The organism is Cytophaga hutchinsonii ATCC 33406 (genome assembly GCF_000014145.1).
Classification (GTDB): domain Bacteria; phylum Bacteroidota; class Bacteroidia; order Cytophagales; family Cytophagaceae; genus Cytophaga; species Cytophaga hutchinsonii.
The window spans coordinates 4,355,857-4,371,549 of record NC_008255.1 but is presented as its reverse complement, the minus strand read 5'-3'; the positions used below and the strand labels follow the sequence as shown (position 1 = coordinate 4,371,549).

Genomic DNA, 15,693 nt, shown 5'->3' with positions numbered 1-15,693 from the left:
AATGCCCCGAATTTCTCCGGGGCATTTTTATTTATATATTATACAATTTTAACTTTTACTTATGCGTAGACCGTATCCAGCATACCGTGATCTTTTGCTTCAAGGCTAGTAGTACCCATTAAGAAAATATCTACATTACGTGCTGCTTCACGGCCTTCTGAGATTGCCCAAACGACCAGTGACTGACCTCTGCGCATATCACCTGCCGTAAATACTTTATCTACGTTTGTCTGATATTTTCCATTTGCTTTGATGTTGCCGCGCTCATCGTATTCTACACCCAATTCATTCAGCATGCCAGCATGCTGCGGATGTAAGAAACCCATTGCCAGCAATGTCAACTCACATGGAATAACACGCTCTGTACCCGGTAATTCCTGGTACTTCGGAAGCTTGCTGTCCGGTGCAGTTACCCAGCCCATCTCAGCAATTTTTAATCCTGTTAAGTTCCCGTCTGCATCACCGATGAATTCTTTTGTAGTGATTGACCACAAACGATCGCAACCTTCTTCGTGTGAAGTAGATGTACGCAGGATCATCGGCCAGTTTGGCCATGGCGTTGTTTCGTTTTTATTTTCAGGTGGTTTTGGCATCAATTCAAATTGCAATACACTCTTCGCACCATGACGGTTTGAAGTACCCACACAATCTGAACCTGTATCACCCCCACCGATTACAACTACGTTTTTAGCGGTAGCTAATAAATCGCCGTTTTTATAGGCTTCGCCTGTATGATCAATTTCAGGTTTGATGTTAGCAACGCGTTTGTTCTGCTGACTCAAAAATTCCATCGCAAAATGCACGCCCTTGAATTGTCTTCCCGGGATCGGCAAATCACGACCAACTGTTGAACCGCCTGTTAATACAACTGCATCAAATTCTTTAACGATATCTTTTGCTTTTACTGTAACACCAACGTTTGTATTCGTTTTGAAGATTACGCCTTCTTCTTCCATCAATTTTACACGACGGTCGATTACCCATTTCTCTAATTTGAAATCCGGAATACCGTAGCGCAACAAACCACCTACCTGATCGGCACGTTCGAATACCGTTACCGTATGACCGGCGCTGTTCAATTGAGCCGCAGCAGCTAAGCCTGCAGGACCTGAACCTACAACCGCAACCGTTTTACCTGTGCGTTTCTTAGGAGGGTTTGGTTTTAAGATACCTTTTTCAAATGCTGTTTCAACAATGCTCTTCTCGATGTTTTCAATCGTTACCGGAGGTTTGTTGATACCAAGCACGCAAGATGCTTCACACGGCGCAGGACAGATTCTTCCTGTAAACTCAGGGAAGTTGTTTGTAGAGAATAAGATCTCTGCAGCTTCTTCCCAATCGTTTCTGTATACCGCATCGTTGAATTCAGGTATGATGTTACCCAGCGGACAACCGCTGTGACAGAACGGTACACCGCAGTTCATGCAGCGTGCCGCCTGATTTTTTATTTGTGTAGCAGAGAAATCTAAATAGAGTTCTTTGTAGTCTTTAAGACGTGCTTGCGGATCTCTTTTTCCTGGCAATTCTCTGCCGAATTCCATGAATCCCGTTGGTTTACCCATTGATTACGGCCTCCTTATTTCCTTGACTTTTTCTTTTTAACAAAACTGCTTTGTAATCTGAAGGCATTACTTTAACAAAATCCTTCACTGCATTATCCCAATTGTTAAGGATAGCCTGCGCTACATCGCTACCTGTATATTTCAAATGATTTTCAATCATTGTTTTTAATGTCTGGTTGTCTTCTGTATCCAATACATCAAATTCAATCATTTCCATGTTGCAGCGTGCCGGGAATGTTCTTGCTTTGTCATACACATAAGCAACACCACCACTCATACCTGCTGCAAAGTTACGGCCTGTTTCTCCTAAGATTACAGCCAAACCACCTGTCATGTATTCGCAACCATGATCACCTACACCTTCAACAACTGCTTTCGCGCCTGAGTTACGAACACAGAAACGCTCACCGGCCTGTCCTCGGATATATGACTCACCGCTTGTAGCTCCGTAGAATGCTACGTTACCAACAATGATGTTTTCACTTGGCTTGAACTTCGCCTGTTTAGATGGATACAGAATCAAACGGCCACCGGATAAACCTTTACCCCAATAATCATTTGCTTCACCTTCTAATTCAAACTGAATACCCGGTGCTAAGAAACCACCAAAACTTTGTCCGGCAGAACCATTGAATTTATATTGAATCGTTGCATCCGGTAAGCCTTGTCCTTTATGTCTTGTAGACACTTCGTACGAAAGCATGGTGCCGGCAGAACGGTCAATGTTTTCAATTTTATATTCGCCTTTAACAACCTCTTTATTATCTAACGCAGCTTTTGCATCTCTCACAAGTGTAAGATCCAGGATGTTATCCATTCCGTGATCCTGTGCTTCTGTTTTGTATAATCCAACTTCCGGACCAGCTTCTTCTTTGTATAAGATTTTACTTAAATCAAGATCTTTGAATTTCCAGTGATTGATGTCCGTACGTTTTTCTAGGTTCTGAACCTGACCAACCATTTCGTCAACTGTTCTGTAACCAAGCTCAGCCATGATCTCTCTCATTTCTTCAGCAAGGAACGTAAACATGTTTACTACGTGTTCAGGCTCACCGCTGAATAATGCACGAAGTTCTTTATTTTGTGTTGCAACACCTACCGGGCATGTATTCAGGTGACACTTACGCATCATAATACAGCCTACAGAAACAAGCGCTGCGGTAGCAACACCAAATTCTTCTGCACCTAATAACGCAGCTACAACTAAATCTTTACCGGTACGGATCTGTCCATCGGACTGGACCGTGATACGGCTTCTTAATTTATTTTTAACCAATGTCTGATGCGCTTCAGCTAAACCAAGTTCCCAGGGTAAACCTGCGTGACGGATCGAACTGATCGGAGAAGCTCCTGTTCCACCATCGTAACCGGCGATCAATACTAAATCAGCGTGTGCTTTACTAACACCCGCCGCGATAGTACCAACCCCTGCTTCAGACACCAGCTTAACACTTACACGCGCTTTTGGATTTGAGTTTTTCAAATCGAAAATCAACTGTGCTAAATCTTCAATAGAATAAATATCGTGGTGCGGAGGAGGAGAAATTAAACCTACACCCGGCGTAGAGTGACGTACACGACCGATCCAGTCATCCACTTTGTGGCCTGGTAACTGACCGCCTTCACCCGGCTTAGCACCTTGTGCCATTTTAATCTGAAGCTCGTCTGCATTCGCTAAGTAATAACTTGTAACACCGAAACGACCTGAAGCTACCTGCTTGATAGCAGAACGTTCCCAATCTCCATTTGGCTTACGGTCAAAACGGATTTCATCTTCACCACCTTCACCGGAGTTTGATTTACCACCGATGCGGTTCATCGCAATGGCAAGTGTAGAGTGCGCTTCGTGAGAAATTGAACCGAATGACATGGCACCAGTTGCAAAACGCTTGTAAATCTCAGTTGCCGGTTCAACTTCGTCAATTGAAATAGACTCACGTGTTTGTTTGAATTTCAATAAACCACGTAGTGTGATTGCTTTCACACTCTGATCATCGATCAGGTTTGAATATTTCTTGAATACCTGGTAATCACCTTTACGGCAAGCCTGCTGTAATAAATGGATTGTTTGCGGATTGAACAAGTGGAATTCACCACGACGTTTCCACTGATAGATACCACCCACTTCCAGTTTCGGACGTGGTACCGGTACTTTCGGATACGCCTGCTCATGCTTGATCAACGCTTCTTTCGCAATGCCATCTAACGATAAGCCGCCAATTCTTGAAACGGTATTGGTAAAATACTTATCTATTACTTCAGAACTGATACCTAATGCTTCAAAGATCTGTGCACCTTGGTACGACTGAAGTGTAGAGATTCCCATTTTAGAGAATACTTTCAACAAACCGTTATCAATTGCTTTGATGTAATTGTAAATCAATTTCTCTTCAGCTAACTCCGTTTGAAGTTCGCCGCTGCGTTTCATTCCGATTACTGTTTCGAACGCTAAGTATGGATTGATAGCAGATGCACCGTAACCGATTAATGTTGCGAAATGATGTACTTCCCAGGCGTCACCGCATTCTACCACAATACCCACCTTACCGCGTTGTCCTTCACGGATTAAATGGTGGTGTACCGCTGCAGTAGCCAGTAATGAAGGAATCGGCGTGTGTCCGCTGTCAACTTTACGATCGGTTAATAATATAATCGAGTAGCCGTCATTAACTGCGTCTGAAGCATACTTACAGATGCGGGTCAATGCCTTTTCTAAGCTGCCCGGCATTTCGTCTGCCTTGAATGTTATTTCCAATGCTTTTGTCTGGAAATGCTTATCATCAATCTGACGAAGTTTTTCTAAATCATTATTTGTTAAAACCGGCTGGTGCAATTCAACCATACGACAATGGTATGGAGACTCATCCAACAGGTTTAATGAACCGCCTACATACGATACAAGCGACATAACCATGCGCTCACGTATCGGGTCAATCGGCGGATTGGTTACCTGCGCAAACAATTGTTTGAAGTACGCAGATAAATGCATTGCCTGATCAGACAGGATTGCAAGCGGTGTATCTATACCCATTGAACCAAGCGGTTCGTAAGCAGTAGTTGCAATTTCACCGATGATCAAACGTAAATCTTCTGATGTATAACCGAACACCTGCTGCTTTTTCAACAAGGCTGCTGCATCCGGTTGATTATAGATTACCTGAGGTTCCGGCTGTTCGCTTAATTTGATTTTGTTTTTCAGCCACTCACCATAAGGCTTACGTGTACAGATATCATTTTTAAGTTCTTCATCCGAAATAATACGTCCTTGCTCTAAATCAGCCACGAACATTTTACCTGGCTGCAGACGTCCTTTTGTAACAACTTTTGAAGGATCAACATCAATAACGCCAACTTCCGATGCCATGATCACCGTATCATCTTCCAGTAAACACCAACGGGAAGGACGAAGACCATTACGATCTAACGTTGCGCCTACAATTTTACCGTTTGTGAATGAAATAGAAGCCGGGCCATCCCAAGGTTCCATCATTGCAGCGTGGTATTCGTAGAACGCATGTTTTACTTCAGACATGGCTTCGTTTCCGTCCCATGCTTCCGGTACAAGCATCATCATTACGTGTGGTAAATAACGACCGCTTAATACAAGTAATTCAATTACGTTATCTAAGTGTGCTGAATCTGAGTTCCCCGGATCGCAGATCGGTAACAGCATTTCAATTTCTTCTTTTGTAAATACAGTAGAAGTTAACAATGCTTCCTGCGCACGGATCCAGTTTACGTTACCTTTTACCGTGTTGATCTCACCATTGTGTGCGATGTAACGGAAAGGCTGCGCCAATTTGAATGACGGGAATGTGTTGGTAGAGAAACGGGAGTGAACAACCGCTAATGCAGAAACCATTTCCGGTCTTTGTAAATCAAGATAGAATTGTTTTACCTGCGCGGTCATCAGCTGACCTTTATAGATAATAGTTCTGGAAGAGAATGACGCGAAATAAAAACGCTGATTCACTTCTTCATTATTCAATGTTTCTTTAACAATACGTGTAGAGTAGTTGCGAAGTACGTATAGTTTACGTTCGAATGTTTCCACATCCTTCACGCTATCCGGCCGCTTCACAAAGAATTGCTCAACAGAAGGTTCAACAGCAATCGCGCTATCGCCGATCATTGAATCATCTGTAGGAACAAGTCTGTAGCCTAAAACTGCCAGACCCAGCTTCTCGGCCTGGCGACTTAATATCTTCTTACACTCTTCCTTCAGCTTCTCATCCTTCGGAAGGAATAACATACCGACACCATACTCGCCAAAGGCTGGCAATTTAATGCCAATCTTGACACATTCATCCACGAAAAATTCATGGGGAACCTGAAGAAGGATACCAGCACCATCGCCGGTATTAGTCTCACAACCGCACGCGCCACGGTGTTCCATACGCTCAAGCATATGTAGGGCATTTGCAACTGTTTCATGAGATTTTCTACCTTTCAGGTTGGCTACGAAACCAATTCCGCATGAATCATGCTCGAAACTAGAATCATACAGACCGGTTTGATTGTTCTCTCTCATCTACACTTTGTTATTATAATAATTACTAGAACAGATACTATTACTTGGGTACTTGGGGTGTTTGTTGTTTATGCTATCAAAACCTCTAACAAATTTTATTCAGATTCTGTTCTTCAAATATTTGTACTGACTTTAGGTCGGTTTTCAAAATATTTCGTTTTTGATTCAGAATCGAGTTTTTTTCTAAAACTTCTATAGATTATTCTTAGAATAGTACCAGAATAAATTGTTTTAGTAGGTTTAAAGCACAAATCGACTTTAAATTTACATATTATTTCTGAAAAAAATAAACTCATTCGCCGAAAATAGTTTGAAAATGAGCAGAATGTAATGTTATGCCTGATTTCATTAATTTTTTGATGCCAAAAAGGGCTTTTTTCTACCTTTTCCGTTCATTACCTGTTAAATTTAGATTGAATCTAAATTTAACAGGTAATGAACAAGCTATTTGTACTTTTCTTTTTACTGGCTCCGGTTACAGCATTTTCCCAGCTTCCTAAAATCCCGGGGTCAATTGGCGGCGTTTCCACCTCTGCTATTCTTACTAAAACAAAAAATGCACTCGTTACGCAATTAGATAAAAGCAAAGCCGAATACGACACCACTAGTTTTAATTATGCCATTTCACTCAGCGACAATGCGGGTTTATATGAAAACGAAGAAAAATGGCTGCGCAATCAAAAGATGTTTTCAGATGTGTTAAGGCAAAGTGATGGATCTTCCTTAACGCCTTTACAAAAAGCGGAAGAAAACAATGAAGTTGGGGAAATGATGTACGCTTCCAACAAATTCAATGCGGCCGAAAATACTTTTTTAAGTTCAAAGCTCATTTATGAAAGTAATGGACTAACCGCTGAAGCAGGCTACAGCAAAGTACTTGCAAATATCGGCTTGTTGTATCATACCATGGGCCGGTATTCGAAAGCAGAAGAATTTGACAAGCTGGCTATTGATATTCGTAAAACACAATCCGGCGAATCCAGTGTTGCTTATGGTTCATCTGTAAATAATCTGGGTGTTTTATATAAAGATTTGGGCAAATATACCGAAGCAGAAAAACTGCTGGAAAAGGCCATTCAATTGAATGCAATCAATCCGGGAAAGCAATCGCCTGCTTATGCCATTACATTAAATAACCAGGCCATGCTCTTTGAAGAAATGGGGCGTTTTCAGCAGGCTGATCAGTTATTGGCAGAAGCAATACGAATTGCGTCTGCGGAAATGACTGAAAAATCAACGAACTATCAGCGCCTGCTGATCAACCAGGCCTTGCTGTATGAGGAAATGGGCTCTTATTCCAAAGCAGATGAGATCTATAAAAAGGCCATCGCCATTAAAGAAAAACGTTTAGGCAGCAGCCACCCCGATTATGCGCATTTATTAAATCTACAGGCCGAACTATATATGCAGATGAACAAAACTTCAGAAGTAGAGTCGTTATTAAAAAAATCAGCAGATATTTATTTGAAAAAATTCGGTGCCAATCACCCATCTTATGCAGGTGTATTGCAGAATTTAGGAAATTACTACAGAACACAGGATCAGCAGCCGGCCGCTTATACAAACCTTACAAAAGCACTCTCCATACGTATTGCAGCTCTTGGTGAAAACCATCCGGATGTTTTGCAGACTAAAGAATGCATTGCCTTGCTGGATTGGCAGGCAAAAAAATATTCCGTAGCATCATCCGGTTTTCAAACGGTACTGGATCAGAATATGCTTTTGATCAATGAATATTTTGCAGCTCTCAGTGATGCCGAAAAAGCGCGTTTCTGGGATAAAATGCATCCGCACTTTGATCATTATGCAGCTTTTGTTGCCGATACGTATAAAGAGCTGCCAGCGCTGACAGGACAATTATATACCTATCAGCTGGCAACAAAAGCATTGTTATTAAATGCTGCAAACAAAACCCGCCAACAGATATTAAGCAGCGGAGACGCTTCTTTAATTAAAGAATATCAGGAATGGCTGGATGCTAAAGAAAGTCTTTCACGGTTATACAGCATGTCAAAATCTGAACTGGCTGAACAGCGTATTAATTTAGATTCGATTGAACGTTCAGCTAATTCAAAAGAAAAAAATCTTTCTGCCCATTCAGCAGTTTTTAAATCCGGTTATACAAACGCACCTGTAACGTGGAAAAATATACAGCTTGCCCTGGGTACGGATGATGCGGCTGTCGAAATCATACACATTACAAAATTTGATAAAATTAAAACGGATACTATTTATTATGGTGCGTTGGTGCTTACAAAAGAAATGAGCCTGCCAGCATTCGTTTTACTAAAGAACGGCAACCAGCTCGAAAAAAAATACCTGGCCTATTATAGAAATTCGATTAAAAATAAACTCGCCGATGTGTATTCGTATACACAGTACTGGGAAGAGATTGATAAAAAGACCAGTGGTAAAAAATCCATCTTCGTATCTATGGATGGTGTATACAGCCAATTAAATATCAGCACACTGAGATTTTCTGATGGAACGTATTTACTGGATAAAAAAAATATTCAGCTTATTTCCAATTCAAAAGATATTATTAAACTTAAAACTGCCGCAGCTTCTACTGCAGCTGCAAGTGCCGTATTGATTGGTAATCCTGTCTTTGGAACTGCCGGAAGTATCGCTCCGCTTCCGGGAACAAAGGTTGAAATTGAATCAGTCAAAACACAGCTTACAGCAAAAGGATATAAGGTTACAACGTATGTTCAGAATGAAGCTTCGGAACAGAATATCCGTAAAGTATCTAATCCTAAAATTTTACATATAGCTACCCATGGATTTTTTATTGCCGAAACACAAGGTGAGGACAAAACGATGGGCATTGGTTCGGAACATTCCGCGCTGAATCCTATGCTGCGTTCAGGGCTGCTGTTGGCAAATGCGGAAGCGACAATTGATGCCAACGCCGAGTATGGCGTATTAACCGCTTATGAAGTAATGAATCTGAATTTAGACAAAACAGAAATTGTAGTTATGAGCGCCTGTGAAACGGGCCTGGGAGATGTAAAAAATGGCGAAGGTGTATATGGGCTGCAGCGTGCATTTCTTGTAGCAGGAGCAGATGCATTAATTATGAGCTTGTGGAAAGTAAATGATGAAGCAACTCAAAAATTAATGACCAGCTTTTATAAAAATTATCTGGTATTAGCAGATAAACAAAAAGCGTTTAAGGCTGCTCAGGCGGAATTAAAAACCCTTTACAAGGAACCGTATTACTGGGGAGCGTTTGTATTGATTCAGTAAAAGAAAATGGAGGAAACTAGAAAAAGATATCCTGCCCTTCTTCCAGTTCCTTATTTATGGTTTTTAATACTTCATCAATTTCTTCGGCCTGCTGCTCAATGTTTTTGAATAAAAAAGGGTAATCAACTGTTGTTTCTATTTTAGCAAGCTGAAGCAGGCCTAAAATACGTGCCAACGGCCCCCTTACGTGATGCGCGTTAGCAAAGGCGTATTTTACTAAATATTCATTTTTGCTTTTAACATTGTTAGTACGTTCTTCCACAATATGCTCCAAATGTATGTTGATTTCATTCATTTGGTTTTCGCTTTCAATTAATTCCTGATTCTTTTTTTCCATCAGGATATTTTTTTCAAGCAGTTCCTGATTTTTAGAGATTAATTCCCGGTTGATGGAATCGTATTTTAACTTGAGTGCTGTTGCTGAAAATGTGATGATGCTATAAACAACGGCGTAAAAAATAAATGTAGTGATCACCTCTCCCGAACTGGTCTTTAAATATAAACTCGGTTCGGCAAACTGAAAATAAAATACAACAGCCATACCAAAGCCTACATACGCATGCATAATTTTTCTGCTGATCCCGTTAAGCAAAATTGAAAAAGAGAAACCGATAGCGATAATAGCTGCCATGGCTGTGGTCGAATGCGGCAGATAGATATTTGAATAAAACAGTGCAGTTAATGGCGTAAACGTGGCAGTTATCACAGCTGCATGGTATTTATTAAAATGAAGTAATATAAAAGCCAAACCAATACAGACCAATATGATTATGTCTACAATGTTGCTGCTTGTTACGCTGGATTTTCCGGATTCAAAAACCAGGTCAAAAAATGTTATTAGCAGAACACCAACAAATGAAATCCTTAATAATATAGTAAGAAAATATACTTCGATGTTATTTTTTTGGATCATTTACCGGGCTTTTTATAAATCTATAAAATAAAAATCTTTTACGAAACGCAAATTTTGGTTTTTTTAAATTGTTCCAATATATTTTTTTCTGCTGTTGGTAAAGCAAAGGTAACAATATAATAATCATTCCTTCGCTTCAATATAATTCTGCGATAACATTCTGGTAACTTCTATTCAATACTTTTAATGAATGTTATCTCATTTCCAAAAGGAAGATACAATCTTTATTGTTTTCCTTTTACTTATCTTTATTGTTTTCAATATTAATTTAGGACTGATGCCGGTACTGGCAGATGAGCCGATACGTGCGCTTGTGTCCTTAGAAATGGTCCTGAGCGGCGATTATGTATTTCCTACAATTGCCGGTGAACCTTATTTAAACAAGCCACCTTTGTTTAATTGGATCGTTGGCTTTTTAATAAAGCATACAAAAAATTTTTCTGAATGGCACCTGCGGATTATTTCCACAGGTAGCTTTTTTATTTTAAGCATTCTGCATTTCATCGTTTGTTCAAAACATGTAAACAAACAAATTGCTTTGTGGAGCAGCCTGGCATTTTTAACCTGCGGCCGCATTCTCTTTTACGATTCAATGATGGGATACATTGATCCGGTATTTTCCTTAATCGTTGTTGCTAACTTTTATCTGATACTAATCCAATCCAGAAAAGAAAGCTACTTTTATTTATTTGCCGGCTCTTATATACTCTGTACAATTGGTTTTTTCCTTAAAGGTTTTCCCGCGTGTACCTTTCAATTCTTTACATTATTAAGTGTTTTTATTTACAGAAAAAAATTCCGTGCGCTTATCAGCTGTGCACACGCAGCCGGCATTTGCATTTTTATTTTATTACTTTCTATCTACTATTATGAATACAGCGAGCGTATGTCACTTGAAACCGTCTTCAATACCCTCCTTCATCAATCTACACAACGCACTCCTGCTTCTGTAGGGTTTAATGAAACATTGATTCATATTGCATCCTTTCCTTTTCAATTCATTGCTGACTTTTTACCATTCAGTCTCTTGCTACTTTTATTTTTCAGACGAAACAGTATTTTCTTGCTTAAAGAAAATGATTTTGTTTTTGTTTCCTTTATAATCATAGGCTGTAACATAGTTTTGTACTGGTTGTCAGCAGAAACACGTGCACGGTATTTATTTATGTTTTTACCATTATTTTTCACGGTCACTTTTTATCTATTTCAAAAAATTTATTCCGATAAAGTCGAAACATCTATTTCAAAAATTGTTTTGGTCTTGCAGCTAGTATCAGGTGTTACAATCCTTATTCTTCCATTCCTCAACAGATTCAGTTTTATTGAATATTCCGTTTTAAAGACAGGTATTCCATTGGCGGGTATTTGCATACTGCTGTATGTGACTATCACAAAAAAATTAAACAGCATATTCTCTCTTTTCATACTGTTGGTCATACTCCGTATCAGCTTTAACTTATACATTTTACCTTTACGGGCTAAAGAAGCTACAGAAAGTGTAAACAAGCAGATCGGTGCTACCATTGCTGCCCTTACAAAAAGTAAACCTTTATATCTATTGGCATATCCACCGATCAATGATGACATACTTTATTATATCACGCTGAATAAAAAGCAAATCATTCATCAAAAGAAACGGCCGCCGGTAGCTGGTAATTATTACATCTGCAACCGTTATGCGCTAAAAAAGAGATATCATTTAACTATACTCTATAGTTTTCAGGTCTCTTATGATAACACAACACTGTATTTGGTAAAAAAATGAACGCCCCCACAAAACGATACCTGGTATTTTCCATAAAGCTCTTGGTAACCTGCCTTGCTTTATACTTCGTGTATACAAAAATATCTGTCGATTTTATTTTTCAGCTTCTTCTGCATGTTAAACTTTTTTGGTTATTGGCGGCAGTCTGTTTATTTATTTTATCCAAACTATTTTCTTCCATTCGCCTGCATCTGTTATTCGATAAAAATAATTTGTCCATTCCTGATTCATACAGCCACAAGCTTTATTTATTGTGCATGCTTTATAATATCATTCTTCCGGGTGGTATTGGCGGAGATGCATATAAAGTGATCAAAATAAAAAATGATTTTGGTTATGCGCATGTACCAATTACCAAAGTGGTTTTTTTTGATCGGGTCAGCGGCCTTGTAGCACTTTGTAATCTGGCTTTTCTTTTATTAACTGTTTCCTATCCCATTCCTTCTATATATGCGGCTTCTTTTCTTGTGCTTTCTATAAATATATTCTACTACAGATTTTTTTGTCGCACGTTCTTTACCGGCCTTGTATTCTTAAAGACAGAATTACTTTCCTGGCTTGTACAGATACTGCAGTGTTTCTGTGCGCTATGTATTTCTTTTGCGCTGGATATTGATGGAATGTACATGCTTTATCTGTTCGCCTTTTTATTGTCCTCTATTGTTGCTGTGTTACCTGTAAGCATTGGCGGTTTAGGCGCGAGAGAATATACATTCCTGGCAGCCTCTGCTTATTTCTTACTTGACAAAGACGCTGCTGTTTGTATTGGCTTGTTATTCTACCTGATCTCTTTAACTGTTTCTCTCTTCGGAATATACTTTGTGTTTAATCCCATTAAAAAAAATAATTATTATGCCGCGTCCTGATATTGTAATTAACAAAATTTCCGTTGTGGTGCCGGTCTACAACGAAGAAAAAAATATTGCGGAACTCTGCAGCCGTTTACACCAGGTACTCTCTTCGTTACCGCATCGCTTTGAAATTATTTTAGTAAATGATGGAAGCACGGATGATTCTGCGGATATTATTTCAGAAATGTGCCTGGTGTTTTCTGAATTGAAAGGTATTGACCTGGCGGGTAATTATGGACAGACAATTGCATTGCGTGCCGGATTTGAATTAGCCAAAGGAGATGTAATTATTGCGATGGATGGGGATTTGCAACATGATCCACTGGATATTATCCGCTTTATGAAAAAAATAGAAGAAGGGTATGATCTGGTTGGTGGCTCAAAAGAAAAAAGGCCGGATAGCTGGTTGAAAAGCAAGCTGTCAGCCATGGCCCATAAACTGATCCGTAAACTGGCGCAGGTCGATATGAGTTATTTTGGCGCCACGTACAAAGCATACAGAGCCTATTTGTTAAAGCAATCTAATTTATTAGGCGACAATCATCGGTTTTTAGGGGCAATTGTTGCACGCAAGGGAATCCGCTATACAGAAATACCGATAACGATTCACGAACGTTTACACGGTGTCAGTAATTACAAAATGAATAAAATATGGAAAGTGCTTCTTGATTTAATTTTTCTGAAATTTTTTGTTTCGTATTTAAAAAAACCATTCCGGTTATTTGGAAGCATAGGCTTTGGTATGCTTTTTATAGGACTGGTTTGTGTTGCGGGTTTTAGTATTGGTAATTTATTTTTCCATTTAAATATTAAAGAACAGTATATCGTAGAGTTTTTCTCCAGTTGTATGCTGGTGATTATGGGCATGCTTTTTATAAGCATCGGCATTCTTGCTGAAGTAGGCGTTTATAATTATTTCGGGCAAAAAAGAATGTCGCCCTACTCTATCCGTTCCATTATTACGAATACACAAAATGAAAAAAAGGCTGCTTCTTAATACAGACGATTATGGCTGGGATCTAGATGCAAACGCAGCTATAATTGACCTGCTGCAATCAGACAGCATTCATAACGTTACGCTATTAGCAAATTATTGCGACAGTGATGTATTGCGTGCTATCAGTCCTTTTCAGGATCGGGCTTCGCTGGGTATACATGTTTGTTTAAATTCCGGCCAGGCATTATCAGGTTCAACAAGATCTACGCTGCACGATGCGTGCGGAAATTTTTATGATTCTAAAACATTATTTCAGCGGGCATTTTTTGGCGAACTAAATTATAGCGATGTACTTCTCGAAATAAAGTCACAATACTATTATTTGTCCGATCATGGAATCGATATAACGCATGCCGATAGTCACCAGCACATTCATCAATATCCGTTTTTAAGCGGAATGATCACCCAGGCGCTGCATGAGATTGGTGTTAAAAATATCCGCCGGTGCCGGCCACTGGAGGTAAAAAATATCAGAAGGTATTTGATTTATTTTTTTTATCAGTGCACAAAAAATAATTTAAATAAATTCAATAGTCCGGATGTGTTGGTGACGGATTTTACACACTCCGGATTTTCGTTTTCAACCGATGTTCAACCTATACTAAAAAAACTTTCTCTATCCCATTATTCGACCATTGAATGGATGTGCCACCCTGCACGGGAAGATAAAGCCGGCTCTTATCTGCAACGAAAAAAAGAATATGATTTTTTGAAAAAATGTGACTGGGATATATTATTAAACGGAACTGGCATTGAACGTTCACAATACAGATACATTTAACATTGTTGGTTATTTAATATGCTGAGTTTTTTTACAAGCCACGGCAATGTTAAGCCTTGGCCAACAAGTGAAATAGCTAATGTACTTATTGTGTTCAGATTGGTTCGGAATTCATTTATTTAAATATTAAATGCTGCGTCATATAATAATGGCGGCAGAAAAATTAAAAAGATTATATCCGGATTCAGTTCTATTTCCGGCATCGTTGGGGACAAAGCCAATAGCAATACCTACAACAATAAGAAGAATGAGGTATGGCAGTTTTATTTTATCAGCAACTGCTGAAAAGCCAATCATTAATGCTAATAGCTTAATACAACCGCATAATTTTCCATATGCTATATTTTAATAAAAGTTTTTAATTCACTTATACAAGCCAATTTGGCTGTGCTTCCAAACGCATTGATTCTTTACTCACAGGATGTACAAACTCTAATTTACAAGCATGCAGGGCAATGGCATTCGGTGCATACACATCAGTAGATTTGTAGCATTCATCACCCAATATGGGATATCCTTCAAAAGACAATTGAGCACGTATCTGATGATACTTTCCTGTATTCAGCTGTATATCCCACAACGTATAATCTGCATTGTAATCTGACGTGCTATATCCTAATGATACAGCTGATGTTTCCTGCTGTTCTTCCTTATAAAGTATTGCCTTCTTATTTTTAGAATCTTTGAAATGCCAATGATTCAATGCACCCTTTCCATTGGTTGTTACCTTACGCGTTAATGCCTGGTAATATTTTTTAACTGTACGCTGTGCAAACTGTTCGCTTAATTCTTTCAGCATGGATTTCTTTTTAGCAAAAAGTACAATACCGCTCACCGGCCTGTCAAGCCGGTGAATATGCTGCACATATACTTCCTTGTTTGGATGCAATGATTTTTTTACATACTTCTGAACCTGCTGCAACAAATTAGGATGCCCGTTTCTGTCCGGCTCTACCATTAAACTGCAGGGCTTGTTCACTACAAGGATGTAATTGTCTTCATACAAAATATGGTCCGGAACTTGGATTATAATTGACATGTTAA

At 39.2% G+C, this 15,693-nt stretch carries 10 protein-coding genes; 5 read left to right on the top strand and 5 right to left on the bottom strand.

From position 1 onward, the window contains the following. Positions 1–59 precede the first annotated feature (59 nt). Together CHU_RS18345 and gltB are read right to left on the bottom strand one after the other, a co-directional pair. Positions 60–1,562: a glutamate synthase subunit beta gene (locus CHU_RS18345; protein WP_011587114.1), complete on the bottom strand. Its 1,503-nt coding sequence runs from the start codon at positions 1,560–1,562 to the stop codon at positions 60–62. Then, entirely contained in the window at positions 1,555–6,093 is a 4,539-nt protein-coding gene (gltB, locus tag CHU_RS18340) for a glutamate synthase large subunit (protein WP_011587113.1), read from the bottom strand. The genes CHU_RS18345 and gltB overlap by 8 nt, the downstream gene beginning before the upstream one ends. A gap of 435 nt (positions 6,094–6,528) precedes the next feature. On the opposite strand from gltB, the gene CHU_RS18335 reads away from it, so the two are divergent. Beyond that, positions 6,529–9,342 (top strand): CHAT domain-containing protein, encoded by a 2,814-nt coding sequence (locus CHU_RS18335; RefSeq protein ID WP_011587112.1) that lies wholly within the window; start codon positions 6,529–6,531, stop codon positions 9,340–9,342. Positions 9,343–9,358: 16 nt separating this feature from the next. On the opposite strand, the gene CHU_RS18330 is transcribed toward CHU_RS18335, so the two are convergent. Next, positions 9,359–10,255: a hypothetical protein gene (locus CHU_RS18330; RefSeq protein ID WP_011587111.1), complete on the bottom strand. Its 897-nt coding sequence runs from the start codon at positions 10,253–10,255 to the stop codon at positions 9,359–9,361. Between the two features lie 190 nt (positions 10,256–10,445). On the opposite strand from CHU_RS18330, the gene CHU_RS18325 reads away from it, so the two are divergent. The 4 genes from CHU_RS18325 to CHU_RS18310 are packed head-to-tail and all read left to right on the top strand — an operon-like array spanning position 10,446 to position 14,649. Continuing rightward, the gene (locus CHU_RS18325; protein ID WP_011587110.1) at positions 10,446–12,020 is read left to right on the top strand and encodes an ArnT family glycosyltransferase; all 1,575 of its coding nucleotides are present in this window, start codon (positions 10,446–10,448) and stop codon (positions 12,018–12,020) included. Next, positions 12,017–12,886: a lysylphosphatidylglycerol synthase transmembrane domain-containing protein gene (locus CHU_RS18320; protein ID WP_011587109.1), complete on the top strand. Its 870-nt coding sequence runs from the start codon at positions 12,017–12,019 to the stop codon at positions 12,884–12,886. The genes CHU_RS18325 and CHU_RS18320 overlap by 4 nt, the downstream gene beginning before the upstream one ends. Beyond that, complete coding sequence (locus CHU_RS18315; RefSeq protein WP_011587108.1) at positions 12,873–13,868, top strand: glycosyltransferase family 2 protein; 996 nt, start codon at positions 12,873–12,875, stop codon at positions 13,866–13,868. The genes CHU_RS18320 and CHU_RS18315 overlap by 14 nt, the downstream gene beginning before the upstream one ends. Then, positions 13,846–14,649, top strand: coding sequence for a ChbG/HpnK family deacetylase (locus CHU_RS18310; protein WP_011587107.1), 804 nt, complete (start codon positions 13,846–13,848; stop codon positions 14,647–14,649). The genes CHU_RS18315 and CHU_RS18310 overlap by 23 nt, the downstream gene beginning before the upstream one ends. 138 nt (positions 14,650–14,787) lie before the next feature. Here CHU_RS18310 and CHU_RS19355 read toward each other — a convergent pair whose 3' ends face one another. Both CHU_RS19355 and CHU_RS18305 read right to left on the bottom strand, forming a co-directional pair. Further along, positions 14,788–14,946 carry a hypothetical protein gene (locus CHU_RS19355; protein WP_011587106.1) on the bottom strand — a complete coding sequence of 53 codons (159 nt, stop codon included), beginning with the start codon at positions 14,944–14,946 and terminating at the stop codon, positions 14,788–14,790. Positions 14,947–15,016: 70 nt separating this feature from the next. Continuing rightward, a complete protein-coding gene (locus CHU_RS18305) occupies positions 15,017–15,688 on the bottom strand; it encodes an RluA family pseudouridine synthase (protein WP_011587104.1) in 672 nt (223 codons plus the stop codon). Between the last annotated feature and the right edge of the window lie 5 nt (positions 15,689–15,693).